28 protein-coding genes are annotated in these 25,379 nt (G+C 72.0%); 19 read left to right on the plus strand and 9 right to left on the minus strand.

The features are described 5' to 3' along the window. Nucleotides 1–37 precede the first annotated feature (37 nt). On the plus strand, nt 38–268 hold the full coding sequence (locus V6U81_RS05415) for a hypothetical protein (RefSeq protein ID WP_334485063.1): 231 nt from the start codon (nt 38–40) through the stop codon (nt 266–268). A gap of 91 nt (nt 269–359) precedes the next feature. Here the strand turns inward: V6U81_RS05415 and V6U81_RS05420 are convergent, their stop codons facing one another. Next, a complete protein-coding gene (locus tag V6U81_RS05420) occupies nt 360–1,112 on the minus strand; it encodes a GH25 family lysozyme (RefSeq protein WP_334485065.1) in 753 nt (250 codons plus the stop codon). A 164-nt stretch (nt 1,113–1,276) separates the two neighbouring features. Here V6U81_RS05420 and V6U81_RS05425 point away from each other — a divergent pair, with 164 nt between their 5' ends. The 4 genes from V6U81_RS05425 (at nt 1,277) to V6U81_RS05440 (ending at nt 4,273) form a co-directional block, all read left to right on the plus strand. After that, nucleotides 1,277–2,020 carry a M50 family metallopeptidase gene (locus tag V6U81_RS05425; protein ID WP_334485067.1) on the plus strand — a complete coding sequence of 248 codons (744 nt, stop codon included), beginning with the start codon at nt 1,277–1,279 and terminating at the stop codon, nt 2,018–2,020. A 57-nt stretch (nt 2,021–2,077) separates the two neighbouring features. Beyond that, a complete protein-coding gene (locus tag V6U81_RS05430) occupies nt 2,078–2,695 on the plus strand; it encodes a class I SAM-dependent methyltransferase (RefSeq protein WP_334485069.1) in 618 nt (205 codons plus the stop codon). Between the two features lie 4 nt (nt 2,696–2,699). Continuing rightward, on the plus strand, nt 2,700–3,683 hold the full coding sequence (locus tag V6U81_RS05435) for a ketopantoate reductase family protein (protein WP_334485071.1): 984 nt from the start codon (nt 2,700–2,702) through the stop codon (nt 3,681–3,683). A 227-nt stretch (nt 3,684–3,910) separates the two neighbouring features. Then, complete coding sequence (locus tag V6U81_RS05440) at nt 3,911–4,273, plus strand: hypothetical protein (RefSeq protein ID WP_334485073.1); 363 nt, start codon at nt 3,911–3,913, stop codon at nt 4,271–4,273. Nucleotides 4,274–4,469: 196 nt separating this feature from the next. Here V6U81_RS05440 and V6U81_RS05445 read toward each other — a convergent pair whose 3' ends face one another. Next, nucleotides 4,470–6,116 carry a sensor histidine kinase gene (locus V6U81_RS05445; RefSeq protein WP_334485075.1) on the minus strand — a complete coding sequence of 549 codons (1,647 nt, stop codon included), beginning with the start codon at nt 6,114–6,116 and terminating at the stop codon, nt 4,470–4,472. Then, nucleotides 6,113–6,802 (minus strand): response regulator transcription factor, encoded by a 690-nt coding sequence (locus V6U81_RS05450; protein ID WP_334485201.1) that lies wholly within the window; start codon nt 6,800–6,802, stop codon nt 6,113–6,115. Before V6U81_RS05450 ends, V6U81_RS05445 begins: the two co-directional genes overlap by 4 nt. 291 nt (nt 6,803–7,093) lie before the next feature. On the opposite strand from V6U81_RS05450, the gene V6U81_RS05455 reads away from it, so the two are divergent. The 6 genes from V6U81_RS05455 (at nt 7,094) to V6U81_RS05480 (ending at nt 12,162) form a co-directional block, all read left to right on the plus strand. Then, nucleotides 7,094–7,663: a hypothetical protein gene (locus tag V6U81_RS05455; RefSeq protein ID WP_334485077.1), complete on the plus strand. Its 570-nt coding sequence runs from the start codon at nt 7,094–7,096 to the stop codon at nt 7,661–7,663. A gap of 62 nt (nt 7,664–7,725) precedes the next feature. Beyond that, complete coding sequence (locus tag V6U81_RS05460; protein WP_334485079.1) at nt 7,726–8,844, plus strand: peptidoglycan-binding protein; 1,119 nt, start codon at nt 7,726–7,728, stop codon at nt 8,842–8,844. Beyond that, complete coding sequence (locus tag V6U81_RS05465) at nt 8,841–9,527, plus strand: ABC transporter ATP-binding protein (protein WP_334485081.1); 687 nt, start codon at nt 8,841–8,843, stop codon at nt 9,525–9,527. The genes V6U81_RS05460 and V6U81_RS05465 overlap by 4 nt, the downstream gene beginning before the upstream one ends. Further along, nucleotides 9,524–10,717, plus strand: a complete 1,194-nt coding sequence (locus V6U81_RS05470) for an ABC transporter permease (RefSeq protein WP_334485083.1) — start codon at nt 9,524–9,526, stop codon at nt 10,715–10,717. The genes V6U81_RS05465 and V6U81_RS05470 overlap by 4 nt, the downstream gene beginning before the upstream one ends. Before the next feature lie 99 nt (nt 10,718–10,816). Continuing rightward, a complete protein-coding gene (locus V6U81_RS05475; protein WP_334485085.1) occupies nt 10,817–11,311 on the plus strand; it encodes a SigE family RNA polymerase sigma factor in 495 nt (164 codons plus the stop codon). Then, nucleotides 11,308–12,162 carry a hypothetical protein gene (locus V6U81_RS05480; RefSeq protein ID WP_334485087.1) on the plus strand — a complete coding sequence of 285 codons (855 nt, stop codon included), beginning with the start codon at nt 11,308–11,310 and terminating at the stop codon, nt 12,160–12,162. Before V6U81_RS05475 ends, V6U81_RS05480 begins: the two co-directional genes overlap by 4 nt. A gap of 102 nt (nt 12,163–12,264) precedes the next feature. On the opposite strand, the gene V6U81_RS05485 is transcribed toward V6U81_RS05480, so the two are convergent. Beyond that, on the minus strand, nt 12,265–13,848 hold the full coding sequence (locus V6U81_RS05485; RefSeq protein ID WP_334485089.1) for an acyl-CoA carboxylase subunit beta: 1,584 nt from the start codon (nt 13,846–13,848) through the stop codon (nt 12,265–12,267). Between the two features lie 73 nt (nt 13,849–13,921). Here V6U81_RS05485 and V6U81_RS05490 point away from each other — a divergent pair, with 73 nt between their 5' ends. Further along, the gene (locus V6U81_RS05490; RefSeq protein ID WP_334485091.1) at nt 13,922–14,797 is read left to right on the plus strand and encodes a biotin--[acetyl-CoA-carboxylase] ligase; all 876 of its coding nucleotides are present in this window, start codon (nt 13,922–13,924) and stop codon (nt 14,795–14,797) included. A gap of 116 nt (nt 14,798–14,913) precedes the next feature. Further along, nucleotides 14,914–15,486, plus strand: coding sequence for a PH domain-containing protein (locus tag V6U81_RS05495; protein WP_334485093.1), 573 nt, complete (start codon nt 14,914–14,916; stop codon nt 15,484–15,486). An 89-nt stretch (nt 15,487–15,575) separates the two neighbouring features. Here the strand turns inward: V6U81_RS05495 and V6U81_RS05500 are convergent, their stop codons facing one another. Both V6U81_RS05500 and V6U81_RS05505 read right to left on the minus strand, forming a co-directional pair. After that, nucleotides 15,576–16,289 carry a GtrA family protein gene (locus V6U81_RS05500; protein WP_334485095.1) on the minus strand — a complete coding sequence of 238 codons (714 nt, stop codon included), beginning with the start codon at nt 16,287–16,289 and terminating at the stop codon, nt 15,576–15,578. 62 nt (nt 16,290–16,351) lie between these two features. After that, nucleotides 16,352–17,224 carry a GtrA family protein gene (locus V6U81_RS05505; RefSeq protein WP_420883977.1) on the minus strand — a complete coding sequence of 291 codons (873 nt, stop codon included), beginning with the start codon at nt 17,222–17,224 and terminating at the stop codon, nt 16,352–16,354. A gap of 140 nt (nt 17,225–17,364) precedes the next feature. On the opposite strand from V6U81_RS05505, the gene V6U81_RS05510 reads away from it, so the two are divergent. From V6U81_RS05510 to V6U81_RS05525, 4 genes are all read left to right on the plus strand, one after another. Next, entirely contained in the window at nt 17,365–19,215 is a 1,851-nt protein-coding gene (locus tag V6U81_RS05510) for a phosphoenolpyruvate carboxykinase (GTP) (protein WP_334485100.1), read from the plus strand. Between the two features lie 31 nt (nt 19,216–19,246). Then, entirely contained in the window at nt 19,247–20,101 is an 855-nt protein-coding gene (locus V6U81_RS05515; RefSeq protein WP_334485102.1) for a hypothetical protein, read from the plus strand. Nucleotides 20,102–20,239: 138 nt separating this feature from the next. Continuing rightward, entirely contained in the window at nt 20,240–21,424 is a 1,185-nt protein-coding gene (locus tag V6U81_RS05520; RefSeq protein ID WP_420883978.1) for a geranylgeranyl reductase family protein, read from the plus strand. A 31-nt stretch (nt 21,425–21,455) separates the two neighbouring features. Further along, complete coding sequence (locus tag V6U81_RS05525; protein ID WP_334485106.1) at nt 21,456–22,226, plus strand: isoprenyl transferase; 771 nt, start codon at nt 21,456–21,458, stop codon at nt 22,224–22,226. A 19-nt stretch (nt 22,227–22,245) separates the two neighbouring features. Here the strand turns inward: V6U81_RS05525 and otsB are convergent, their stop codons facing one another. The 3 genes from otsB to V6U81_RS05540 all read right to left on the minus strand — a co-directional run bounded on the left by otsB (nt 22,246) and on the right by V6U81_RS05540 (nt 24,120). Continuing rightward, nucleotides 22,246–23,070: a trehalose-phosphatase gene (gene otsB / locus V6U81_RS05530; RefSeq protein WP_334485108.1), complete on the minus strand. Its 825-nt coding sequence runs from the start codon at nt 23,068–23,070 to the stop codon at nt 22,246–22,248. Between the two features lie 93 nt (nt 23,071–23,163). Continuing rightward, complete coding sequence (locus tag V6U81_RS05535; protein ID WP_334485109.1) at nt 23,164–23,517, minus strand: hypothetical protein; 354 nt, start codon at nt 23,515–23,517, stop codon at nt 23,164–23,166. Nucleotides 23,518–23,679: 162 nt separating this feature from the next. Further along, nucleotides 23,680–24,120, minus strand: a complete 441-nt coding sequence (locus V6U81_RS05540) for an XRE family transcriptional regulator (protein WP_334485111.1) — start codon at nt 24,118–24,120, stop codon at nt 23,680–23,682. 264 nt (nt 24,121–24,384) lie between these two features. Between V6U81_RS05540 and V6U81_RS05545 the strand changes: the two genes are divergently transcribed. Both V6U81_RS05545 and V6U81_RS05550 read left to right on the plus strand, forming a co-directional pair. Then, nucleotides 24,385–24,729 carry a hypothetical protein gene (locus tag V6U81_RS05545; RefSeq protein ID WP_334485113.1) on the plus strand — a complete coding sequence of 115 codons (345 nt, stop codon included), beginning with the start codon at nt 24,385–24,387 and terminating at the stop codon, nt 24,727–24,729. Nucleotides 24,730–24,760: 31 nt separating this feature from the next. After that, entirely contained in the window at nt 24,761–25,156 is a 396-nt protein-coding gene (locus V6U81_RS05550) for a hypothetical protein (RefSeq protein ID WP_334485114.1), read from the plus strand. Nucleotides 25,157–25,379: the final 223 nt, after the last annotated feature.

A 25,379-nucleotide genomic window follows, 5' to 3' on the forward strand; every position in this document is an offset into this window, starting at 1 on the left:
GGGGTATCTGACCTTCGACGACGGAGGGAGGCACGACATGAGTTACCGACGGAGGGACGCCCGCCCGCGGGTGGCACTGTGGATGCTGGTCGCGCTCGGCGATGTCGTACTGCTGATGGTCAGTGCCGGGCTGCCGGCGATGGTGGCGCTGCTCGCCGTGGCGACGATGGTCGCCGCCGGGGTGGCCGCCTGGAAGCTCAGCCGGCGTGACGCGCTGGCCGGCAAGGACGCCGTGCCCGTGCCGGTGGTGGCACGACGGCGGGCCTGACCCTCGCGCAGGACGGCGGCGGCAGCCGGACCAGTCATCGACCCTACGGTGATGACCGATCCCGCTGCCGCCGACCTGTGTCCGGCGCCGGTCAGGTGTTGTTGGCCAGCGCGATCAGCCGGGTCCGGTCGCCGTTCCAGTAGTTGCGGTCGACGTTGCCGCTGATCCCGGAGACGCTGCCGGTGCTGGTGTACTGCCAGAAGCTCCAGACCGAGGCGCCGGCCGGCAGGGTGCCCGGGGTGCTCGACCAGCGGGCCAGCCAGAGCGGGTGGTTGGCCCACGGGCTGGTCCAGCTGCCGGTGCACTGGTTCCACCAGCTGGTGGTGGTGTAGATGACCGCGTACCGGCCGGTGCGGGACCGGTAGGTGTTCAGGAAGTCCTGGATCCAGCTGCGCATGCCGGACGTGGTGAGGCCGTAGCAGTAGCCACCGCTGTACGGGTTGGCCTCGATGTCGAGCGCCGCGGGCAGCGTACGGCTGTCGGCCGACCAGGCCCCGCCGTTGCTGGCCAGGTAGCCGGCCTGGGTGGCCCCGGAGGAGATGTTCGGTCGGGCGAAGTGGTACGCCCCGCGGATGACCCCGGCGTAGTAGGCGTTGACGTAGTTGGTGTTGAAGTTGGCGTCCTTGTAGCTCGTACCCTCGGTGGCCTTGATGAAGGCGAACTGGATGCCCGCGTTGCGGACGCTGGTCCAGTTGATGGTGCCCTGGTAGCGGGAGACGTCGATGCCGGGAGTGGTGGCCGCGGCGGCCGGTGCGGCGGTGACGACGAGGGCCGCCGCCGCGGTGGCGGCGACGGTGAGGCCGGCGGCGAGCAGCCGGCGCAGCGAGAATCTGGTACGGGTCATGGATGCCTCCGCAGGACGCCGATCGATTGACGCCAATCTTTGGAGGTAGTTGCCCTAGATCGCAAGGGGGGTCAAGGAAATTTTCATCGACATCGGTAAGTCTCGCGCGAGACGAGGCCACACCCGCGGAACGACGTGAGCGCATACCGGTAGGCTCCCCGCCCATGGTGTCGATCGAGGGCCTCGGTGACCTCTGGGACAAGCTCTTCAGCGCACAACCCGACCCACCGCCCCTGCTGGTCCTGCTCACCGCCGTCGTCGCGCTGGCGGTGGTCGCGACCCGGCTGCCCTGGCGGGTCGCGCGCAACGCCGTCACCATCGCGCACGAGGGCGGGCACGCCCTGGTGGCGCTGCTCACCGGGCGCCGGCTGCACGGCGTCCGGCTGCACTCGGACACCTCCGGCCTCACCCTCTCCGCCGGCCGCCCCACCGGCCCCGGCATGATCCTCACCCTGCTCGCCGGGTACGTCGCGCCGTCGCTGGTCGGCCTCGCCGGCGCCTGGCTGCTCGGCGGCAACCGGATCACCCTCCTGCTCTGGGTCGCCGTGGCGCTGCTGCTGGCCATGCTGGTGATGATCCGCAACGTCTTCGGCGTCGTCTCGCTGCTGGTCACCGGGGGAGTGGTGCTCGCCGTCTCCTGGTACGCCTCACCGCAGGTGCAGGCCGCGTTCGCCTGGACCGGCGTCTGGTTCCTGCTGCTCGGCGGCGTACGGCCGGTCTTCGAGCTGCAACGGCTGCGCTCCCGGGGCCGGATGCCCCAGTCCGACGCCGACCAGTTGGCCCGGCTGACACCCTTCCCCGCGTTCTTCTGGGTGACCTTCTTCGGCCTGGTCAACCTGCTCGCCCTGGCCGTCGGCGCGGCCCTGCTCGCCGGCCCGATCCTCACCGACGCCGGCCTGACCCTCTGATGTCCCTGCGCCGGACGGGGCGGCGGGGGTCCGGCGCGGTGGCTACTCTCCGCAGGCATGGACGAGGTGACCGCACGCAACCGCGCCGCGTACGACCGAATCGCCGGTGACTTCGCCGTCCGCAACGCCGCCATGCCGCCGACCTACCTCGCGCTCGCCGACGATTTCCGTCAGCGCTGCGCAGGGCCGATGCTGGATCTGGGCTGTGGCGTCGGCCGGGACCTGGTCTTCTGGGCGGCTCAGGGAGTGGCTGCGGTGGGGCTGGACCTGTCCCGGCGAATGCTCGACCACGCCCGCAGCACCACCTCCGCCCCGCTGGTGCAGGCGGACATGGTGCGGCTGCCTTTCGCCGACGCCGTGTTCGGCGGCATCTGGTGTTCCGCGTCGCTGCTCCACCTGCCCAGGACGCTCGCCCCGTCGGCACTGGCCGAGATGCGGCGGGTGCTCCGGCCGGGCGGAGTGCTGCTGGCCTCGTTGCAGGAGGGTGCCGGGGAGGCCTGGGACGGCTGGCCGGGCGAGGATGTCGACCGGTTCTTCGCCCGTTACGACGCCGGCGGGTCGACGGCCCTGCTGGCGGGTGCCGGTTTCACCCCGCTGCGGTTGGAGCGGGGCGTCTCGCCGGTCGGGCAGCGCTGGCTGGTCCACCTTGCCGACCTGGCCTTACCGGCAGAATGAGCCGGTGCGATACCTGATCATCGGGGCGGGCGCGGTCGGCGGCACCATCGGCGTACGGCTGGGGGAGGCCGGCCACGACGTGACGCTGGTGGCCCGCGGCGCGCACCTGGACGCGATCCGGCGGCGCGGTCTCACCCTGCGCCGGCCCGAGACCGAGGCGACCTGGCGCGGGGAGGCCCTGGACGGCCCGGGTGAGCGGCCCTTGCTGGCCGACACCGTCCTGGTCCTCACGGTGAAGTCGCAGGACACCGCCGCTGCGCTCGACGCCTGGGCCGACGCCCCGGTCGCCGGCGGCGGTACGGCGGGGGAGCGGCTACCGCTGTTCACCGCGCAGAACGGGGTGGCCAACGAGCCGGCCGCGCTGCGACTCTTCGCCGACGTGCACGGCGTCTGCGTCTGGCTGCCCGCCACCCACCTCGAACCGGGCGTGATCGTCGCCAACGGGCACCCGTACCCGGGGATGCTGCATCTCGGCCGGTATCCGTCCGGGGTGGACGCCACCGACCGCGCGGTCACCGCCGACCTGGCCGCCGCCGGTTTCGTCGCGCGGGTGCGCGAGGACGTGATGCGCTGGAAGTACGGCAAGCTCCTGGCCAACCTCGGCAACGGTCTTCAGGCGCTGCTCGGCCCGGACGTCCCGGACGACCTGCGGGAGCGGGTGCGGGCCGAGGGTGAGACGGCCCTCGCCGCTGCCGGGATCGCGCACACCAGTCGCGCGGAGGAGGCGGCCGAGCGGGGTGACCGGGTGGGTCTGCGCCCGGTCGCCGGCCAGCCGCGCAGTGGCAGCTCCACCTGGCAGAGCCTGGCCCGGGGCACCGGCTCCACGGAGGCCGACCACCTCAACGGGGAGATCGTCCTGCTCGGCCGGCGGCACGGTGTGCCGACCCCGGCCAACCTCGCCGTCCAGCAGGCGGTACGCCGCGCGGTGCGCGAGGGTGTTCCGGCGGGCGGCTTCGGCCGCGCTGAATTGGAAAAAATGCTGGGCTGACCAGGCCACTGTCGAATGCCGGAGGCGTCCTGTCCGGCGGCGCTTCTTCGTGTCATCGCAATCTCTGTAAACGATAGCGGTGGTGTTGCGCAACTCATTTCCCAACCTGATGACTGTCCGCTTACGAACGATTACGCGGCCTTGACACTCAGCGTCGAGCGTCGATAGGTTCCTACGCAGGGAGAGCGACGCATGTCGCTCCGTAACCGATCTCAGGGAGGATCAGTATGCGAGCACCAGCACGGGGGGCACTGGGGATCGTCGCGATGACGGCGGCCTTCGTGGTCGCTCCGGTCATCACCGCGAGCCCTGCCATGGCGCATGCGTCCTGCGGCAAGACGGTCAGCGACAAGGACAGCAGGAGCTGGCCGAAGTCGGCCAACGAGGCCCGCGAGCGGAGCGGTTCCAGCACGTCGTGCGCGATCAACGGGATCGCGTACTCGACCCAGCAGCTGGACTACCACTGCTACACCGTGGGCAACGACGGCTACACCTGGACCTACCTCCGGAACAACTCCACCGGGGTTTACGGATGGGTCCGGGACGACCTCCTGAGTGACTACGGAAGCGGTGTCTACTGCGGCTTCTGATGCCACTTCGGATCAGTGGGACGGCCTCGATCTGATCATCGTGTGAGTGCATGAAACTGCGCCGCACGCAGATCGGTCCGTCAACGCACCCGATGATGGCCGGAATCGTGCGGAATGCAGTGCTCACCTGATCGGTATCGAAAAAGAACGGCCCGCCGGTCCGCCGCGCGGGCCGTTCGCCGTGCCTGAAAACAATTCATCGAGTCGATTGGTGATCAGCCGGCAGGGCGATGACGAACGTGGTGCCGGCCCCCGGCCGGCTGTCGGCCGTGATGGTGCCACCGTGGTTGGTGACGATCTGCCGGGCGATGGCAAGGCCCAGGCCGCTCCCGCCGGACATCCGCCCGCGCGCGCTGTCCGCCCGCCAGAACCGGTCGAAGATGTGCGGCAGGTCCTCCGGGCCGATCCCGATGCCGGTGTCCGCGACGCTGACCGTGGCGTCGGTGCCCTGCCGACCGACGGTCAGCGTGATCCGGCCACCCGGGCGGGTGGCCGCGATGGCATTGCGGATCAGGTTTCCCAGGACCTGCCGCAGCCGGTCCGGGTCGCCGTCGACGTCGACCGGGCCGGAGGCTGCCACGTCCAGCGCGATGCCGGCCGCCTCGGCGAGCGCGCCGTGGGTGGTGCGGCAGGTCTCCACCAGTTCGGTCAGGTCGATCCGGGCGAGGTGCAGCGTCATCGCCCCCGCCTCCGCCATGGCGAGGTCCTGGAGGTCGTCGACGATCCGCTGTTGCAGCAACGCCTCCTCGTGCAGCGAGGCGAGCAGCTCCGGAGTCGCCGGCAGCACCCCGTCCTTCAGCGCCTCGAGGTAGCCACGGAGGTTGGCCAGCGGGGTACGGAGTTCGTGGGCGACGTCGGCCACCATGCGACGTTGCCGTTCCTCGCTGCGCTGCAACGAGTCGGCCATCCGGTTGAACGTGCGCCCCAGCTCGGCGAGCTCGTCGTTGCCCCTGACGTGCACCCGTTCGGTGAGTGCGCCGGCCCCCAGCCGCCGGGACGCGGCGGTCAGGGCGGCGATCGGGCGCAGCACCCGCCGGCTGAGCAGCAGCGCGCTGATGATCGCCGCCGCCGCCACGACGGCCGCCGTCACCGAGACCGAGCCACGGGCCAGCTGTGGGGGCGCCTCGTCGCGCGCGCCGACGTAGAGCTGCACCGGCGGCGGTGCGAAGGCGCTGATCTGCTCGATGAACACCTGCTGGAGGCACTCGGCCGCCTGGTCGACCTCCGGCGCCGTGCACGGCCGGACCAGCACCGTCAGCTGCGACCGGGTCACCGGTGGGCGAAGCTGCTTCGCCGCCGCCTTGCACCGGGTGGACCCGGGTTGTTCCGGTTCGCCGGAGACGAACACCGGGACGCCGAACAGCGGCGGCTCGGCCTTCACCGCCAGGCCGAGCCGGGTCAGGCAGGCCACGTCGTGCAGGACCAGCTGGTACCTCGCGATCGCCGTCAGCACATTGCCGGCGACGGTGTCGACGGCGTCGCCGGTCGGCACCCGCAGGATCGGCCGGGGGTCGACCAGCGACGGTGGGCCCGCGGTGGGTCGTGCGTCCCGGCCGGCGAGCAGGTCCGAGTCCGCCAGCACCGCACCGGACTCGGTGACCAGCCGGATCCGCTCACCGGTCTGTGCGGACAGGGCACTCACCTGCGACCCCACCCCGTTCCAGGTGCCCCTGCGCCCGTATTCGCCCAGCTTCGAGGTGATCAGCGTGACGTCGTCCTGCCCCGCCGCGACCGACTTCGTGAACTCCCGCGACGCCTGCCGCAGGGTCAGCCAGGCGGTGGCCGTCGTGGCGGTCACCGCGATGAGCATGGTCAGCAGGAACACCCGCAGCCGGAAGCTCATCGGGGCTGCTCCGGCATGCGGTAGCCGCGGCCGTAGACGGTCTGGACGTAGGACGGCTCCGCCGGATCCTTCTCGATCTTGCGACGCAGGTTCATCACGTGCGCGTCGACCGTCCGCTCCACGATGTACCGGTCGAAGCCGAAGGCCCGGTCGATGATCTGGGCCCGGGTGAACACCCGGCCGGGTTCCGACGCGAGCGTCCGCAGAATGCCGAACTCCTTGGCGGTCAGCGGCACGACCTGCCCGCAGACCCGTACCTCGAACCGGCTGACGTCGATCACCAGCTCACCGACGTGCAGCACCTCGGCCTCGGCGGCGATCCGACCGGAGCGGCGCAGCAGCACCCGGACCCGGGCCGCCAGTTCCCGCGGGCTGTACGGCTTGGTGATGTAGTCGTCCGCGCCGAGGTCGAGCCCGAGGAGGATGTCGTCCTCGGTGCTGCGGGCGGTCAGCAGCATGATCGGGACGTCGGATTCGGCCCGCAGGATCCGGCAGACGTCGAGACCGTCCACCGAGGGCATCATCACGTCCAGGATCACCAGGTCCGGCTGGTTGCCACGGCATCGATCCAGGGCGGCCTTGCCGTCGGCGACGACCTGCACGCTGTGGCCCTCGCGTTCGAGGTAGACCCGGAGCAGTTCCGACTGTTTCCGATCATCCTCGGCGACCAGTATCCGCGCGACCAACAGCACCCCTCGATGGAACCGTGACCCCGGCGGCGTGCGCCTGCCGGACCGGTGGGCAGGCCCCGCGGACCATGCCGGACCGGAACGGGTGGCCCCCGCCCGCCTCCGACATCATCGCCCGACCGGGCCCGTCCACGACACCCCGGATCGGCGCCACGCGGGCGAAGGGCGGCGGATCCGCCAACTTCGCATCGTGATCGCACAGCTTCTTCACGAGATCTTCATAGCTGCCTTCTTAGGCTTCCGCCGGGTCGTTCGACCTGTGACGTCCGCATCGAATCGGAGGGCATCGTGCCGGTCTCGGCAGCAGCAGCACGGGCGGCGCTCGGCGCCGCGGCGTTGGTACTCCTCGTCGGCGGGTGCGGCGGTGACACCAAGGAGCCGTCCGTCGCCTCCGCGGGTGGTACGCCCGCGGCCGCGTCCACCGCCGAGGCGGTGACCGCGTACGTCGAGGGTGTCCGCAAGTACGTGGCGTGTCTGCGCGATGAGGGCGTGCAGGTGTCCGATCCGGATGCCAAGGGCAAGATCGAATTCAGCGGTGACCGCCGGGCGCTGAAGTCCGACCCGAAGTGGCGGGCCGCGCAGATCAAGTGCAACGACCTCAACCCTCCCGTGCCGCAGGGGCTCGAGGACAAGCCGGTGTTGACCCCCGAGCAGATCGAGGCGGCGCGCCGGTACGCGCAGTGCATGCAGACCAACGGCGCCCCCAGCTTCCCGGACCCGGGCCCGGACGGGTACCAGCCGGACTCCAACGACGGCACCAGCGCCTGGGACCCGACCAGCCCGGGGGCGAAGCGGGCCAGCGCCGCGTGTGCCTCGATCGTCGGGCAGCCGGCCAGCCCGGGGGCGGGCGTCGGGTGACCGGCCGCCGGCGGTCGACACACCGGTAGGAAATTTCGGCAGTGCCTGCGAAGGAGAACAGGGTGAGCGGGGTGGACGGGGGGCCGACCATGAGCGGATGGCGGCGACGGCGGCGGATCCGGACCTGGGCGATGGCGGGCACCGGGGTGGCCGTGCTCGCCGTGGCGGCCGCCGCGACCGTCGGGTTGGGTACCGGGGACCCGGAACCGGCTGCGTCGGACCCCCGGTCGGTGCGCACGGTCGAGGTGACCCGGGGGAACCTGGTCGACTACGTCGTCCTCGACGGTCAGGTGGGCTACGGTCCACCCACCCCGATGCGCTGCGAGGCGACCGGGACGACCACCTGGCTCGCCCCCGCGGGCGCGACCGTCCAACGGGGCGGAAGCCTGCTGCGGGTGAACGACCAGCCGGTCGTGCTGCTGTACGGGTCGCTGCCGATGTACCGGTCGCTCGCGGCCCCGGCCACCGGCAAGGACGTCGAGCAGTTCGAGCGGAACCTCCGGGAGTTGGGCTACACGGGCTTCTCCGTGGACGAGGTCTTCTCGGCCGCGACCACCGCCGCCGTGAAGCGCTGGCAGCGCGACCTGGGCCGGCCCGAGACCGGCACGGTCGAGGTGGGCCAGCTCATCTACGCGCCGGGACCGGTCCGGGTGGCCCGTCAGTCCGTCCGGGTCGGCGCCGCCGTTCCGGCCGAGGTGCTCACCTGGACCGGCACGACCCGGGTGGTCACGGCCGCCGTCGAGCCGGCCGACGCCACGTGGGCCACGCCCGGGGCGAAGGTGGCCGTCACCCTGCCGGACGGCCGGACGACCCCGGGCACCGTCCGGACCGTCGGGGAGGAGGCGACACCGGGCGGTGCCGAGGGCGACGGGGCGGCACCCGCGCAGCCGGCCGCCGGGTCCACCATCCCGATCGCCATCACGGTCGCCGACCAGAAGTCGCTCAGCGGGGCGGCGCGGGGTGCGGTCGAGGTGCGGCACGTGGCCCAGGAACGCAAGAACGTCCTCACGGTGCCGGTCAGCGCCCTGCTCGCCCTCGCCGAGGGCGGGTACGGGGTGGAGGTCGTCGAGGCGGAGTCGACCCGGATCGTGGCCGTGAAGGCCGGCATGTTCGCCGACGGCCGCGTCGAGGTGAGCGGTCCCGGCATCCAGGCCGGCGCGATGGTACGGATCCCGCAGTGAGCGCCGTCGTCGAGCTCAGTCGCGTCTCCAAGAACTACCCCGGCGGGGTGAAGGCCCTGGACGGCGTCGACCTGACCATCGAATCGGGCGAGCTGGTGGGGATCGTCGGCCCGTCCGGGTCCGGCAAGTCGACGATGTTGCACCTGCTCGGCACCCTGGACCTCCCCTCGGCCGGCACCATCCGCATCAACGGGTACGACGTCGCCCGGTTGTCCGACCGGGCGCTGTCGGCGATCCGGGCGACCACGATCGGTTTCGTCTTCCAGCAGTTCCATCTCGCCGCCGGGACCCCCGTGCTGGACAACGTGGCGGACGGCCTGCTCTACGCCGGCGTGCCGCTGCGCGAGCGCCGGCGTCGCGCCCAGGCGGCGCTGACCCGGGTGGGCCTCGCGCACCGGCTCGACCATCTGCCGCACGAGCTCTCCGGAGGGGAACGGCAGCGGGTCGCGATAGCCCGGGCGGTGGTCGGCGAGCCGGCCCTGTTGCTCGCCGACGAACCGACCGGGAACCTCGACTCCGTCTCCGGCGGTGCCGTGCTGGCCCTCCTCACCGAGCTGCACGCGGCCGGCACCACGGTCATCGTGATCACGCACGACCGGACCATCGCGGCGCAGCTGCCGCGGCGCATCGAGCTGCTCGACGGCCACATCATCAGGGACACCGGCCGAGAGGCGCGACCGTGAACGAGCAGCCCCGTGCGGGACGTCTGGCACCCGCGGACATCGCCCGGCTGGGCGCGGCCGGGCTGCGGTCCCGGTCGCTGCGGGTCTTCCTCTCCGCGTTGGGAATCGCCATCGGCATCGGCGCGATGGTCGCCGTGGTCGGCATCTCCACGTCGAGTCGCGCCGAACTGGAACGCACCCTGGCCCAGCTCGGCACCAACCTGTTGACGGTCAGTCCGGGCAGGACGGTCTCCGGCGAGGACGCCCGGCTGCCGACGGAGGCGACCGCGATGATCGGGCGGATCGGCCCGGTGGAGTCGGTTGCCGCGACCGGTCAGGTCAAGGCGTACGTCTACCGCAACGACCACGTCCCGGTCGGTCAGACCGGCAGCATCGCCGTGCTGGCCGCGCACCAGGACCTTCCCGCCACGGTGGGCGCCAGCATGTACGCCGGGGCGTGGCTCAATCACGCCACCGCCGCCTACCCGGCGGTCGTGCTCGGGTCCCGGGCCGCGGCCCGGCTGGACCTGACCACTCCCGGGATGCGGGTCTGGCTGGGCGGCCGGTGGTTCGCCGTGGTCGGCATCCTCAATCCGGTCCCGCTCGCGCCGGAACTGGACAGCGCCGCCCTGATCGGGTGGGAGGCGGGGCAGACCTACGTCGGCTTCGACGGGCACCCCACGATGGTGTACGCGCGGTCCGCCGAGAGTCAGGTGGCCGCGGTGCGGGCCGTGCTCGGCGCGACGGCGAACCCGCGGGCGCCCAACGAGGTCGCGGTCTCCCGGCCGTCCGACGCGCTCGCCGCCAAGCAGGCCACCGACGACACGCTGACCGCGCTGCTGCTCGGCCTCGGTGGCGTCGCCCTGCTGGTGGGTGGTGTCGGGGTGGCCAACACGATGGTCATCTCGGTGCTGGAGCGGCGTACCGAGATCGGTCTCCGCAGATCGCTGGGCGCCACCCGGGGTCACATCCGGACGCAGTTCCTCACCGAGTCCCTGATCCTCTCCGCCATCGGCGGCGGGGGCGGAATCCTGCTCGGCATCATCGCGACCGGGATCTACGCGCTCACCCAGGGCTGGCCGACGGTCGTACCGGCCTGGGCCACCGCCGGGGGTCTCACCGCCACCCTGGTCATCGGCGCACTGGCCGGGCTGTACCCTGCGCTGCGCGCCAGCCGGATGGCGCCCGCGCACGCCCTCGCCGCGTCCTGACGGGCCGACGGCCGGGCCGGCCAGAATGATCGGCTGACCGGGCAACCGAACCGCACCCGCCAGGCGTGTCACCTGCGATCGACCACGGGGAGGTCACAGGTGCCGGACGTCGACGGGTTCGACGAGTTCTACCGGGGCAGCCGGCAACGACTGCTCGGCTACGTCTACGTGCTGACCGGCGACCTGGCCGAAGCCCAGGACGCGGTGCAGGAGGCGTACATCCGGGCGTGGCAGCGCTGGTCGACGGTGGGCGGGTACGACGACCCGGAGGCGTGGGTACGCGTGGTGGCCAGTCGGATCGCGGTCAGCCGGTGGCGCCACCTGCGCAGCCGCGCCCGGGCCTACCTGCGGCACGGGGCGCAGGAGAGCGTGCCCGGCCCCGGCACCGACACCGTCGAGGTGGTCGCCGCCCTGCGCCGGCTGCCCGAGGAACAGCGCGTCGCGCTCGCCCTGTACTACCTGCTCGGCATGCCCGTCGCCGAGGTCGCCCGGCAGACCGAGGCCCCCGTCGGCACGGTCAAGGCCCGGCTCTCCCGGGGGCGCGCCGCGCTCGCCGGACTGCTCGCCGCCGCTGACCTGGAGGAGGCCCGATGAGCGAGGATCTGAGCTTCGTCGACCGGGTGCACCGGGACCTGGGCGGGGTCCGCTGGCCGGAACCGAGCGAGCTGCGTGCCCGGGCTCGCCGGCGCAGTCGGCGTACTGCGGCGTCTGCCGCGGCGGCCGTCCTGGTGGTGGTGTCGGCCTCGGTCGCGATGACGGCCTGGCGACCCGAGGAGCCGCCGCCGGTGGCGTCCTCGTCCCCCTCCGCCGCCCTCCTTCGCGCGGAGATCCCGCTGGACGCGCTGGTGTCCGCCGCCGACCTGCCCGCGCCGGCCGACCCGCCGCTCACCACCGCCGGCGTCGCTGAACCGGCCCGCGTCGACGACATGCTGATGGTGTGCCTGGCGGACCAGGGGATCCCGGCGGAGTGGCAGGTTTCCCGGTACTCGCGCTCCCAGACCGTCCTACCCAAGCGACGGGCGGGCGACCCGCCGGGCGAGCCGCTACTGCGTCAGGATCTCTACCGCATCCGACCGGAGGCGGCCCGTTGGCTCTTCGACGACCTCGACCGGTTCCTGGCCTCCTGCCGCGAATGGCAGAGCAGCGGGCCGATCGAGGGGGGCGGGCGCGACTCGCGGGTCACGGTGACCCACCGCTGGACGGTGGTGTCGCGGGACTTCGCCGGCGATCAGGCGGTGCTGCTGCGACACACCATGTCGACGCCGCTCAAGGTCCCGGCAGCCGCGCGGAACGAGGCACCGAAACCGATCAGCACGGTCGTCGTGCGCTCCGGTGACCTGGTCACGGTCATCACCCCCGCCCGTGGTGGCACGGATGCCCAACTGCGTGGCCTGGCCACGGCTGCCGCCCGCCGGATGTGCACCGCCGCCAACCCGACCTGCTGACCGCTAACGAACGCGAAGATCCGCGCGACTTCGGGAAAGTGCCGCCTCCCAACAACGGGAGGGCCACCTTCCCCGAAGTCGCGCGGATCTCGGAGAGCCCGCTCAGAGCGGGATGTTGCCGTGCTTCTTCGGCGGCAGGGTCTCCCGCTTGGTGCGCAGCACCCGCAGCGCCCGGACGATCTGGGTCCGGGTCTCGTGCGGCGGGATGACGCTGTCGACGTACCCGCGCTCGGCGGCGATGTACGGGTTGGCCAGGGTGTCCTCGTACTCGGCGATCTTCTCGGCCCGGACGGCGGCCGGGTCCTCGGCGTTCGCCAGCTCCGAGCGGTAGAGGATGTTCACCGCGCCCTGCGCGCCCATCACCGCGATCTGCGCGGTCGGCCAGGCGAAGTTCAGGTCCGCGCCGAGGTGCTTGGAGCCCATCACGTCGTACGCGCCGCCGTAGGCCTTGCGGGTGATCACGGTGACCTTCGGGACGGTGGCCTCGGCGTACGCGTAGATGAGCTTCGCGCCGCGACGGATGATGCCGTCCCACTCCTGGCCGGTACCGGGCAGGAAGCCGGGCACGTCCACGAAGGTCAGCACCGGGATGTTGAAGGCGTCGCAGGTCCGCACGAAACGGGCGGCCTTCTCCGAGGCGGCGATGTCGAGCGTGCCGGCGAAGTGCATCGGCTGGTTGGCGACCACGCCGACCGGGCGTCCCTCGACCCGGCCGTAGCCGATCAGCAGGTTCTGCGCGTAGAGCGGCTGGACCTCCAGGAACTCGCCGTCGTCGAGGACGTGCTCGATCACCCGGTGCATGTCGTACGGCTGGTTGGCCGAGTCGGGGATCAGCGTGTCCAGCTCCCGATCCTCCTCGGAGATGTCGAGGTCGGCGGGGGCCTCGTAGACGACCGGCTCGTCGAGGTTGTTCGACGGCAGGTACGACAGCAGCGCCTTGACGTAGTCGATCGCGTCGGACTCGTCGGTGGCGAGGTAGTGCGCGTTGCCGCTGCGCGAGTTGTGGGTGCGGGCGCCGCCCAGCTCCTCCATCTCCACGTCCTCGCCGGTGACCGTCTTGATGACGTCCGGGCCGGTGATGAACATGTGTGAGGTCTGGTCGACCATCACGGTGAAGTCGGTGACCGCCGGGGAGTAGACCGCGCCGCCCGCGCACGGGCCCATGATCAGGGAGATCTGCGGGATGACGCCGCTGGCCCGGACGTTGCGGAAGAAGATCTCGCCGTAGAGGCCGAGGGAGGCGACGCCCTCCTGGATGCGGGCGCCGCCGGAGTCGTTGATCCCGACGACCGGGCAGCCGATCTTCATGGCCAGGTCCATCACCTTGACGATCTTCTCGCCGAAGACCTCGCCGAGGGAGCCGCCGAAGACCGTGAAGTCCTGGGCGAAGACGCAGATCTGCCGGCCGTCCACGGTGCCGTAGCCGGTCACCACGCCGTCGCCGTACGGCCGGTTCTTCTCCAGCCCGAAGGCCGTCGACCGGTGGCGGGCCAGCTCGTCCAGTTCGACGAAGGAGCCCTCGTCGAGCAGCAGCTCGATCCGCTCGCGTGCGGTCTTCTTGCCCCTCGCGTGCTGCTTCTCGACCGCGCGCGCCGACCCGGCGTGCACCGCCCCGTCGACCCGTCGCTCCAGGTCCGCCAGCTTGCCCGCAGTGCTGTGGATGTTGATCCCGGTCTCGGTAGTCACCCAGGGAATATAACGATGGTTCAGGACTCCGCCGCTGTGCAGTACGCCTCAGTGCCGCCCGTAGGCTGTCGGGATGCCGGGCTCGCCGTACACCGATCTGGACCGCCCGCCGCTGTCGGCGGCGCGGCTGGGCCGCGCGTTGACCGCGCCGCTGGGCCCGTGGCGCCGGCTGGACCTGCGGGTCGAGACCGGCTCGACCAACGCCGACGCGGTGGCGGCCGCCCGCGCCGGCGAGCCGGAGGGCCTGGTGGTGGTCGCCGAGCGGCAGACCGCCGGCCGGGGCCGGCGCGGCCGGGTCTGGCAGTCGCCGGCCCGCGCGGGCATCGCGACGAGCGTCCTGCTCCGGCCGGGCGAGGCCGACGCCGCGCGCGGCTGGCCGCCGGCCCCCGCCACCGGGTACGGCTGGCTGCCGCTGCTCGCCGGCGTCGCGCTGGTCGAGGTGGTGACCCGGCTGGCCGAGGTGGAGGCCGGCCTGAAGTGGCCCAACGACCTGCTGGTCGGCGAGGCCAAGTGCGCCGGCATCCTCGCCGAGGCGGTGCCGGGCACCTCACCGGCGCAGCCGCCCGCGATCGTGCTCGGCGTCGGCCTCAACGTCACGTTGCACGCCGACGAGCTGCCGGAGAACCCGACCGGGCTGCCGGCCACCTCGCTGCAACTGGCGGGCGCCACCGCCACCGACCGGGACCCGCTGCTGCGGGCCCTGCTCCGCTCGCTCGCCGACTGGTACGACCGCTGGCGCGTCGCGAGCGGGGACGCGCAGGCCTGCGGGCTGCGCGAGGCGTACCTGGACTCCTGCGACACGATCGGCCGGCCGGTCCGGGTGCTGCTGCCCGACGGTGCGGAGCTGACCGGCCTGGCCACCGGGGTGGACGCCGACGGCCGGCTGGTGGTCGACACGTCCGCCGGGGAGCGGCGGGTGGCCGCCGGGGACGTGCTGCACCTGCGCTGATCTCCGGCGCGGCGGGCGGTTCGGGCGCCGGGGGCGATGGAAGCCGCGCGGCTGATCCGTCCGGTCGCCGGTACCGGTTACGGTCAGCGCGTCCGGTTCTGGCGATGGAGGTTCCCGTGGCGTTCCCCGAAGACGTGCTCACCGAGGACGAGCACGTCGTCCTGCACCTGCACCCGCACTGGAAGGCGCTGCTGCGGCCGATCCTGGTGGTGCTCCTCGGCGTCGCCGCCGTGGTGGCGGGCTGGCTCCTCCTGCCGGAGGGCAACGGCGCCACGATCGCGCTGTACGTGATCGCCGGCCTGGCCCTGGTGCTGGCGCTCTGGCTGGCGCTGTGGCCGTTCCTGGTCTGGCGCACCACCCACTACCTGTTCACCAACGAGCGGGTGCTGCTCCAGGAGGGCGTCTTCTCCCGGCACCGCCGGGACCTGCCGCTGGCCCGGATCAACGACCACTCGATGAGCCAGCGCTTCCTGGAGCGGCTGCTCGGCTGCGGCACCCTCACCATCGAGTCGGCCGGCGAGCGCGGCCAGTCGGTGCTGCGCGACGTCCCGCGGGTCGACCGGGTGCAGACCACCCTCTACGAGCTGGTCGAGGCGCAGCACGACAAGCACACCCTGGGCGACGGCGAGATGCGCGAGATCCTCGCGGACATGCGCGACGGCAAGCCGCTGCGCGACTCCACCAGCTGATCCACCCCGTAACCCACGACGTGGCGGTGTCCGAGAGGTTCGGACACCGCCACGTCGGCGTCGTGCGTTGGGGACGGGCCCCGGCTGGGTCAGCTGCGGGGACGGCGCGTGCCGGCGTGCAGCTCGGCGGCCAGCTCCGCGTCCAGGTCCGCGCCGATGGTGCCGCCGAGGCCCGCGTCCAGCGGGGCCGGACGGCTCCTGGGCTGCGTGAAGGCCTGCCCGGCGGTGGCGCCGTCGCGCTGGCCCGCATGCTCCTGAGCCTCTTCCAGCTCGCTGACCGACTCGGCCAGCTCGGCCACCGGGTCCATCTCGGCCATGGTGTCCCACTCGTCCCGCTGAATGGTGTGCCAGTTCTCCTCGGCGTGCTGCGGGACCGGCTGGAAGACGAAGGTGCGGTACGACCAGAACCGGAACAGCGTGCCGAGCACGACGCCGCCGGTCTTCGCGACGTTCAACGCCAGCAGGCCGTTCACGCCCAGGCCGTACTTGGCGGCGGCCAGGACGCCGAGTTCGATCAGCAGGCCGGCCCCGTTGAAGAGGAAAAAGAGGGCGTATTCGCGCCGCAAGGCTGATTTCGGTCGATCACGGTACGTCCAGTGCCGATTCATCAGATACGACGTGATCGTCGCCACGGTGGTGGCGATGACCGTCGCCTTCAGTTGACCGTCGACAAAGACCGTGAGTGCGAGCGCATTGAACACCGCGTAATTGATCGCGGTGTTGATGCCCCCGACGATGCCGAATTTGAGCGCCTCGTGGATGAACTTCTGCCAGCGCTCGGGCAGCAGACGGACAAGACGCATGCGGAACACCTTAGGGCAGTAGACGGGCCGGCCGGGGCCGGCGGGACTGGATGGGCGGCAGGTCACGCCCCGGACGCCCGGTCGGGGGCCGCCTCCGGAACACCGGGGGTTCCCGTATCCACGAAGACGAACCGTCGGTACGACCAGAATCGGAACAGCGTCCCCAGCCCTGTGCCGATGATGAAGCTGGCGATGTTGTCGGCCAGCGGGGTCTGGAACACCGCCGGCCAGATGCTGCCCAGGCCGTACCGGCTGATCGCCAGGCAGGCCACCGCGATGCCCAGGCCCACCGCGTTGAAGAAGAAGAAGAGCGCGTACTCGCGGGCCGGGTTGGAGCGCTGGCGGTGCCGCCACGTCCAGAACCGGTTGCCGAGGAAGGCGACGCTCGCCGCGATGACGGTGGAGATCGTCTTCGCGGTCACCTGCTCGATCCCCCGGACCGTCGTCAGGTAGTTGAAGAGCGCGAAGTCGATGAGGAAGGCGATGCCACCCACCGTGGCGAACTTGCTCAGCTCGCGGATGAGGTGACCGAAACGGTCCAGCAGTGCGCGGACCAGACCCGGGCGGGTCGGCGGGGAACTCGGTTGGTCCCCGGTCATCGTCGCGGCCACCCGCCGAGAGTACCGGTTGAGGGCACGCCGGAAGGGGAGCAACGACCCAGCGGCCCGGAGGTCGTGGGCGCGCCGCGCTCGCGGCGGGCCGACCCGGGTGTCGGGAGGCTCCCGGTGGTGAGCAGATCGTAACCCTTCGTGGATGGTTCGCGGCTGCGCCGACGGAATCAGGGCACCCGATACCCGACGTCCGGTTCCGCTGTTCCGCATCCTCCGATCTACCGCTCCGCGACAGTTCCTCGAAGGATTTGCGTGAAACTGCGCGCGAAAGCGGGTATCAGCTCGTGATGCCGCAGCCGGGCCGTACCTTGTGCAGTTCTTCACAACCAGTCCCACTGACTCGCGGCTCGGCCCGGTTTACGCTGAGCCCAATCCCAAGGTTTCCACGAAGGCGACGCGGCCCGCGCCCGCCAAAACTCGTGCATCCCATAGATCGGTCAGCGTCGACCACAAGGAGATGTGACATGGTTGCTCCGGCTACTGTGCGGGGTATCGATCAGGCCCCGACGTCCCACCCCAAGCTGCTCGCCTGGGTCAGAGAAGTCGCGGAACTGACCACCCCTGACCGGGTGGTCTGGGTGGACGGGTCCGATGAGGAGTGGCGGCGCCTCACCGACGAGCTGGTGGAGAACGGCACGCTGGTCCGGCTGAACCCGGAGAAGAAGCCCAACTCGTTCTACGCGCGCACCGACCCGACGGACGTCGCCCGGGTCGAGGAGCGCACCTTCATCTGCTCCGTCGACGAGGCGGACGCCGGCCCCACCAACAACTGGATGGCGCCGGCCGAGATGAAGCGGACGATGACCGAGCTGTACCGCGGCAGCATGCGCGGACGCACCATGTACGTCATCCCCTTCTGCATGGGCCCGGTCGAGGCCGAGAACCCCATGTTCGGCGTCGAGATCACCGACAGCCCGTACGTGGTCGCCTCGATGCGCATCATGACCCGGATGGGCGCCAAGGTCCTCGAGGCGATGGGCGACGACGCCGACTTCGTGCACGCGCTGCACTCGATCGGCGCCCCGCTCGCCCCCGGCCAGCAGGACGTGGCCTGGCCGTGCAACGAGACCAAGTACATCTCGCACTTCCCGGAGAGCCGGGAGATCTGGTCCTTCGGCTCCGGCTACGGCGGTAACTCGCTGCTCGGCAAGAAGTGCTACTCGCTGCGGATCGCCAGCGTGATGGGGCGCGACGAGGGCTGGCTCGCCGAGCACATGCTGATCCTCAAGATCACCTCGCCGGAGGGCAAGGTCTACCACGTCGCCGGTGCGTTCCCGTCCGCCTGCGGCAAGACCAACCTCGCCATGCTGGAGCCGACCATCCCGGGCTGGAAGGTCGAGACCATCGGCGACGACATCGCCTGGATGCGCTTCGGGGAGGACGGCCGCCTCTACGCGGTGAACCCGGAGTACGGCCTCTTCGGCGTCGCGCCCGGCACCGACTGGAAGACCAACGCCAACGCCATGCGGACGCTGGACCGCGGCAACTCCGTCTTCACCAACGTGGCCCTCACCGACGACGGCGACATCTGGTGGGAGGGCATGGGCGAGCCGCCGGCGCACCTGATCGACTGGAAGGGCAACGACTGGACGCCGGAGAGCGGCGAGCTCTCCTCCCACGCGAACAGCCGGTTCTGCACCCCGATCACCCAGTGCCCGATCCTCGCCGACGACTACTACGACCCGAACGGCGTGCCGATCGACGCGATCCTCTTCGGCGGCCGTCGGCGGGACACCATCCCGCTGGTCACCGAGGCCCGCGACTGGGTGCACGGCGTCTACATGGGCGCGACGCTCTCCTCGGAGACCACCGCCGCCGCGTCCGGCGCGGTCGGTGTGGTCCGCCGCGACCCGATGGCCATGCTGCCGTTCATCGGCTACCACGCCGGCGACTACTTCCGGCACTGGATCGAGATGGGCAAGGGCGTCGACGGCGACGAGGCCAAGCTGCCCAAGATCTACTACGTCAACTGGTTCCGCAAGGACGCCGAGGGCAGCTTCCTCTGGCCGGGCTTCGGCGAGAACTCCCGGGTGCTCAAGTGGGTCATCGAGCGCATCGAGGGTCGGGGCGACGCCATCGAGACCCCGATCGGCATGGTGCCGGCGCAGGACGCGCTGGACGTCGAGGGCCTGGACATGACCCCGGAGGACGTCCGGATCGCGCTCAAGGTCGACCCGGAGGAGTGGCGCAAGGAGCTCCCGCTGGTCACCGAGTGGTTCGAGAAGTTCGGCGACAAGCTGCCCGGCGTGCTCTGGGCCGAGCTGGACGCGCTGCGGGCCCGCCTCGACGCGGAGCAGCCGCAGAAGCAGGTGTGACGGACGCCCGCGCAGGGCAACAACGGATCCCATGAGGACGGCCGCCGAGACCGAGGTCCGGCGGCCGTCCGCCGTCCGGGCGCTGACCACCCTGCTCGCCGTGACCGCGGCGGCCACCGTCGTGGTCGAGCTGCTCAACTGGTGGTACGCCCCGGAGCAGGGCTTCGGCCTGGCGGTACGCACCGGCTGGGCGATGCTGCGCTCGCTCGGCTTCCTGGTGCTCATCGGGCACGTCAACCGCGGTCGTACGGTGGCGAGGCCGTTCGGGTTGATCCTCGCGGTCACCACCGTCTTCGCCGTCGGCCGGCTGGTGGTGCCCCGGCAGGGCGTGCCGCCGCTGCCCGGTCTGCTCGGCTTCGCGCTGCTCACCGCCCTCTGCGTCAGCGTGGTCGCGCTGCTCTACCGCTCGGACGCGGTCGGCGGGCACCTGGTCCGGCACCGCAAGGGCCTGGTCGTCGAGGGCGGGACGATCACCTGGCGGGAGGTCGCCCCGAAGCGGCCCCCGGTCACCGGCTGGCTGCTGACCAGCCGGGTCGCCGCGTTCACGTACAGCCCGCTGATGCTGGTGCCCGCGCTGATCGCCGGGGGCGCCGTCCTCGACGGTCGGCTCGCCGCGGTGCCGGCGGTGCTGTTCTGGTTCCTGGCCGGCATCGTGGCCAGCTACGCGGTGCTCTTCTGCACCGCCTTCCTCATGCGCGGCCGGCGCTGGGCCCGCCGGCTGCTGGTCGGCATCACCCTCGCCGTGCTCGCCGTCGACCTGCCGCTCTGCTGGTGGCTGCTCGGCGTCGACGGCCTCGTCCGCGACGGCGCCCCCCTCGTGGCCGCAGCCCTGCTCGCCCTCTACGGCCTCCGACGCGCCACCCAAACCGAATCCACCCCACCCTGATCCCCACCTCCCCCCTCCCCCCTCCCTCCCACCCCCGCTCTCTCCGCCGTTGATCAAGGAGTTTGGGCACCGGAACGGGCCTGATCCAGGCACAAACTCCTTGATCAACGGGGTGATGGGTGGGTGGGGGCGGGCAGGATGGGTGGGGTGGGGGTGGGGGGTGGGAGGGAGGGGGTCGGCGTGGGTGAGGAGTTCGACCTGATCGTGGTCGGGGCGGGGCCGGCCGGGTCCGCCGCCGCGCTGGCCGCCCGCCGGGCCGGTGCCCGGGTGCTGCTGCTGGACCGCGCCGACTTCCCCCGGGACAAGGCGTGCGGGGACGGCATCGCCGCGCACGCGCTGGACGTCCTCGCCGAGCTGGGCGTCACCGGCGCGGTGGCCGGGTACCCGCCGCTGCCCGCGCTGCGCCTGATCGGCCCGGACGGCGGGGCGGTGGCCCGGGCGCTGCCCCGGCCGGCGTACACCGTGCCCCGGAAGGTCTTCGACGCGCGGCTGGTGGCGGCGGCGGTCGCGGCCGGCGCGCAGCTGCGCCGACACACCGTCCGCCGGGTGGAGCTGCGCGACGACCGGGTGGTGCTCGACGGGGAGCTGTCCGGCCGGGCGGTGGTCGGGGCGGACGGCGCCGGGTCGGTGGTCCGCCGGGCGCTCGGCCGGCCGGTCAACCCGGACCGGCACCTCGCGCTGGCCATCCGGGGGTACGCCCCGGCCCGCCCCGGCCCGCCCGAGCAGCTCATCGTCACGTCGAAGCCGCGCTGGCCGGCGTACGCCTGGTCGTTTCCGATCGGTGACGGCCGGGCGAACGTCGGGTACGGGGAGGTGCTGCGGGGCGAGCCGCTGAGTCGGGCGCACCTGCTCGACCGGCTCGCCGTGCTGCTGCCGGGGACCGACCCGGCCTCGGTCACCGGGCTGCGCGCCCACCACCTGCCGCTCTCCACGCACCGGCCCCCGCCCGGCCGGGGCCGGGTGGTGCTGGCCGGCGACGCGCTCTCGCTGATCAACCCGTTCACCGGCGAGGGGATCTTCTACGCGCTGCTCTCCGGGGCGCTGGCCGGGGCGGCCGCCGCGGCGACGCCGGAACGGGCCGCCGTCCGGTACGCCGCCGCGATGCGCCGGCGGCTCGGCACCCACCTGCGGCACAGCTCGGTCACGGCCTGGCTGGCCCGCCGGCGGTGGGTGGTGGACGCGGCGGTGCGGGCGGCCCGCCGGGACGACCGGGTCTACGCCACCGTGGTCGAGCTGGGGCTGGGCGACGGCCGGCTCGACGCGCGCACCCTCGCGATGATCGGCATCGGTCTCTCGGCATCGGATCGGCCACCGAGGCGATGATCCGTCCGGTGGGTCGCTACCCTGCAAGGTGATGACTCTGCGGAAACTTATCTACTCCGTCTACGAGCGCCGGCTGACGGCCAAGCTCGCGGGCCGCCCGGTGCCCCAGCACGTCGGTGTGATGTGCGACGGCAACCGCAGGTGGGCGCGGGAGATGGGCTTCGTCGACCCCAACGACGGGCACCGGATGGGCGCCGAGCGGATCAAGGAGCTGCTGCGCTGGTGCGACGCGGCCGGCGTCGGCCACGTCACGCTCTGGCTGCTCTCCACCGACAACCTCTCCCGGCCGGCCGAGGAACTCGACCCGCTGCTGCAGATCATCGAGGACCTCACCACCGAGCTGGCCGAGGAGGGCAACCCCTGGCGGCTGCGGATGGTCGGCGCGCTCGACGTGCTGCCCGCGCAGCACGCGCAGGCCCTCAAGGCGGCCGAGGAGCGCACCCGCACCCGTACCGGCGGCGCCCAGGTCAACATCGCCGTCGGGTACGGCGGCCGGCGCGAGATCGCCGACGCCGTCCGGTCGCTGCTGCTGGAGCACGCGGCGAAGGGCGGCACCATCGAGGAGCTGGCCGGCGCGCTGGACGTCGAGCACATCTCCGAGCACCTCTACACCCGGGGCCTGCCGGACCCGGATCTGATCATCCGGACCAGCGGGGAGCAGCGCCTCTCCGGCTTCATGCTCTGGCAGTCGGCGCACTCGGAGTTCTACTTCTGCGAGCTCAACTGGCCCGACTTCCGTCGCGTCGACTTCCTCCGCGCCCTGCGCTCCTACGCCACCCGGCAACGCCGCTTCGGCAGCTGACCCGAACCTCGGGCGGTTGTCAGGTCAGGTGGGGCAGGGCGGCGGTGAGGAAGTCGCCCAACGCGGCGGGGGAGTCCAGGGTGAGGTCGGCCGCGTCGGCCACCTCGTGACCGGTCTCGGGGTTGGCCACCGCGACGCAGACACCGAGGAAGTCCGGGTCGGCGGCGGCCCGGGCGCGCAGCGCGGCGAAGGCCTTGATGTCGGAGACGTCGTCGCCGAAGTACCAGGCGCCGCCGGCGTCCCGGACCACCTCGCCGATGACGAGGCCCTTGTCCCGGTCGACCGGGGGTTTGAGCTCCAGCACCATCCGGCCGGCCTGCACCTTCAGCCCCAGCCGCTCGGCCTGCGCCCGGCCCCACGCCTCGATCTGCGCGCCGAGGTGCGGCGCGGTACGCCAGTGCAGCGCGACGCTCAGCCGCTTGAACTCCACCAGCGTGCCGGTGGGCAGCTCGGCCCGGGCCAGGTCGGCCAGCTCGGACATGGTCGGCACCCAGGGCAGCGCGGCCGGCTCGGTGACCGTCTCGCCGCCGGAGTGGCTGTGCTCCAGGCCGTACAGCCCGTAGAGGTCGATGCCGGCGAGGCCGCCGAGGTGGTCCCGGAGGAAGTCGACCGGGCGGGCGGAGACGATCGCCACCCGCTGCACCACCGGGGCGAGGGCCTCCAGCGCGGAGAGCACCTTCGGTGCCGGCTGCACCGCGGTCGGGTCGTCGTCGACGGGCGCGAGGGTGCCGTCGAAGTCGAAGAAGAGCACGGTGGCGGCCGCCCGCACGGCGGTGGCCCGCCAGGCGTGGTCGGCGTCCAACGGGGTCTTCGGCTGCTGGTTGCCCAGATTCAACGGCGGCACGCGCGACAGCGTACCCCGGCGGTGACGGCTCATTCGTGGCCGCGAGGTGACGCCTTTTAACACCGTCGGGCCGGGCGCTCCGGCAGGGTACGGTCAGCGTTCGGCGGCTCCCCGACTACGTCGTCCGAACGGCACCACGGCCGCGTCCTGGCCGTGGCTGAGCAGGTAACCCTCCACGAAGCCGGTGTTCCGGTCCCCGGTGTGGGTCTCGATCTCCTTGAGCCGGTCCACCAGGAATTCGCTGAGCGCGGCGACCCGGTTGTCGAGTCTCTCGTGCAGCTCGGCGACGACGGCCAGGACGACCGCGGTGCCGGCGGTGGTGAGTGCGAAGAGGTTGACGACCAGGGGAAGCTGCTCGCCCTCGACCGCGCCGATCACCACATTGGCGGTCACGCACGATGTCATCGACACCGCCGCGACCACGACTGCCCACCATTTAAGGGTCACGGACAGACGCCTCCTTCTGTCCCGCAGGGCTGGGTCCGGCCTTGTCCCGTCCCCCCGCCGATGACGAGCCCAAGCAGTACGAATACGGACGCTAGCGTGCCCGTTCCGGCCCCGGAGCGAAACGAAGGTGTCTGACCAGCCGTTCTTTCGCCATTTGAGGAACTACCCGGCCCGTTCCTCTCGCTTTCGGACATCGACCGGGAGAGTCGGGCGGTATGCGAGGTAGCGAATGGTTTCTCGAATGTGGAACTTCTCCGCGTCGGATACCGCCGGGTCCACCAGCCGGCGCAGCAGGGCCTCGACGTCCGGGTCCATCGGCGGCGGGGTCGCCGGGCCGCGGGGCGCGGCGGCCCGGTCCCAGCCCAGCGCGGCGAAGGCGGCTGCCGGGTTGAGGCCCAGCCCCTCGCAGAAGGCGACCACCCGCTCGGCCTCGGGGTCGCTGGCCCAGTCCCCGCGTACCCAGCGGTTGATGGTCTGTCGGGAGACGCCGGTACGGCGGGAGACCTCGGTGCCGGTCCAGGCCCGCATGGCGCGCGCGTCGTCCAGGGCGCGGCGGACGAAGGTGGCGAATGCGATCTTCCGTGCGGGGGCGGTCTCGGTCACCTCGTGACGGTACGGCGCGAGGGCCGGCGCGGGACGGCCGGGCACCCGTTTGTCACGTAAGCGGGACGCTCTCTCCGGATCGCCGGTAAACGATCCGGAGGCCTTTCCGAGGGGTGTCACCTGGGCAGAATAGATGGACTTAGGTGCGGCGGTAACCGGACGAAAAGCTGATACTGTCACGCTCATGGGACAATCTACGGTGTGTCACGTGCATGAGACGATCAGTGCTCACATGCGTCACGCCCTTCCCGCGAAGGAGGTGTGGTGACCGAACTCGCGACCCGTGCCCAGGCCTTCGGCCTGGTCGCGGAGGGGGTGGCCGCGGGTCTGAGCGCGCCCTGGCGCCTCTACCTCGCCCGGGGTTGCCGATACCTGTCACTGAGCGTCGGGGACCGCGACGAGTGGGACGCCTGGCGTACCCATCTCGGCTGCCCCGAGGTGAGCGTCCGGGTCTACGACGCCGGCGGTGAGATCCGGCGGTCCTCGGTCGCCGAGGTGGTCCTCGACGGCTGCCGGATCAGCGTCGAGCTGGTCGAGGAGGTCAGCACCGACGACCTCGAGCGGCTCCTGGTGGCGGACCCGACCGCCGCCGAGGGAGACGAACGGTGACCCGTCGGTCGCGGCGCACCGGGGCCGCCGGATGAGCCCCTTCCTCGCCGTCTTCCTCGTCCTCGTCCTCGGCGCGACCAGCTACGCGGCCGGCCGGTTGCACGGTCAGCTCAGCTACCGGATCGGCTACCGCTTCGGCTACCGCCAGGGCTACTTCGACGGTGACCGGGGAGCGTGGAACCGGCGTCGTCGGGACGCCCAGGCGGCGATCGCCTCCGCCCGGCCGGTGCCGGTCGGCGCCCCGTCGGCGACGGCCACCCCGGTCGTCCCCCTGGGCGGCGCCCCGGCCACCGGCCCGCGCGGCGGCGCCGTGGTCACCAGCACCGCCGTGCGGCAGGGCACCACGTACACCGGCTCCTCGTTCACCGCGGTCGTCCCGGTGGGTAGCCGGCAGCCGGCGGGGACCTTGGTCCGGCGGCAGGGCTGACGGCCCGGGCCGCCGGCACCGACCCGGTGCGTCGTCCGCGGCGGACACGCACCGTCGGGACCACGTCAGACCGGTGACCGTGGTCCCGCCGGCCGGGATGCGCGCAGGGGGCATGCATCCCGGCCGGTCCGCCGCGCCGGCGTGCCCGCCCGGTCGAGGGAGATCCATGTCGCCCTCTAGCCGAGGGGGCGTGCCGCCGCTAGCGTCTAGGCATGGCACGGGG

The organism is Micromonospora lacuserhaii (genome assembly GCF_036902735.1).
GTDB lineage: Bacteria > Actinomycetota > Actinomycetes > Mycobacteriales > Micromonosporaceae > Micromonospora.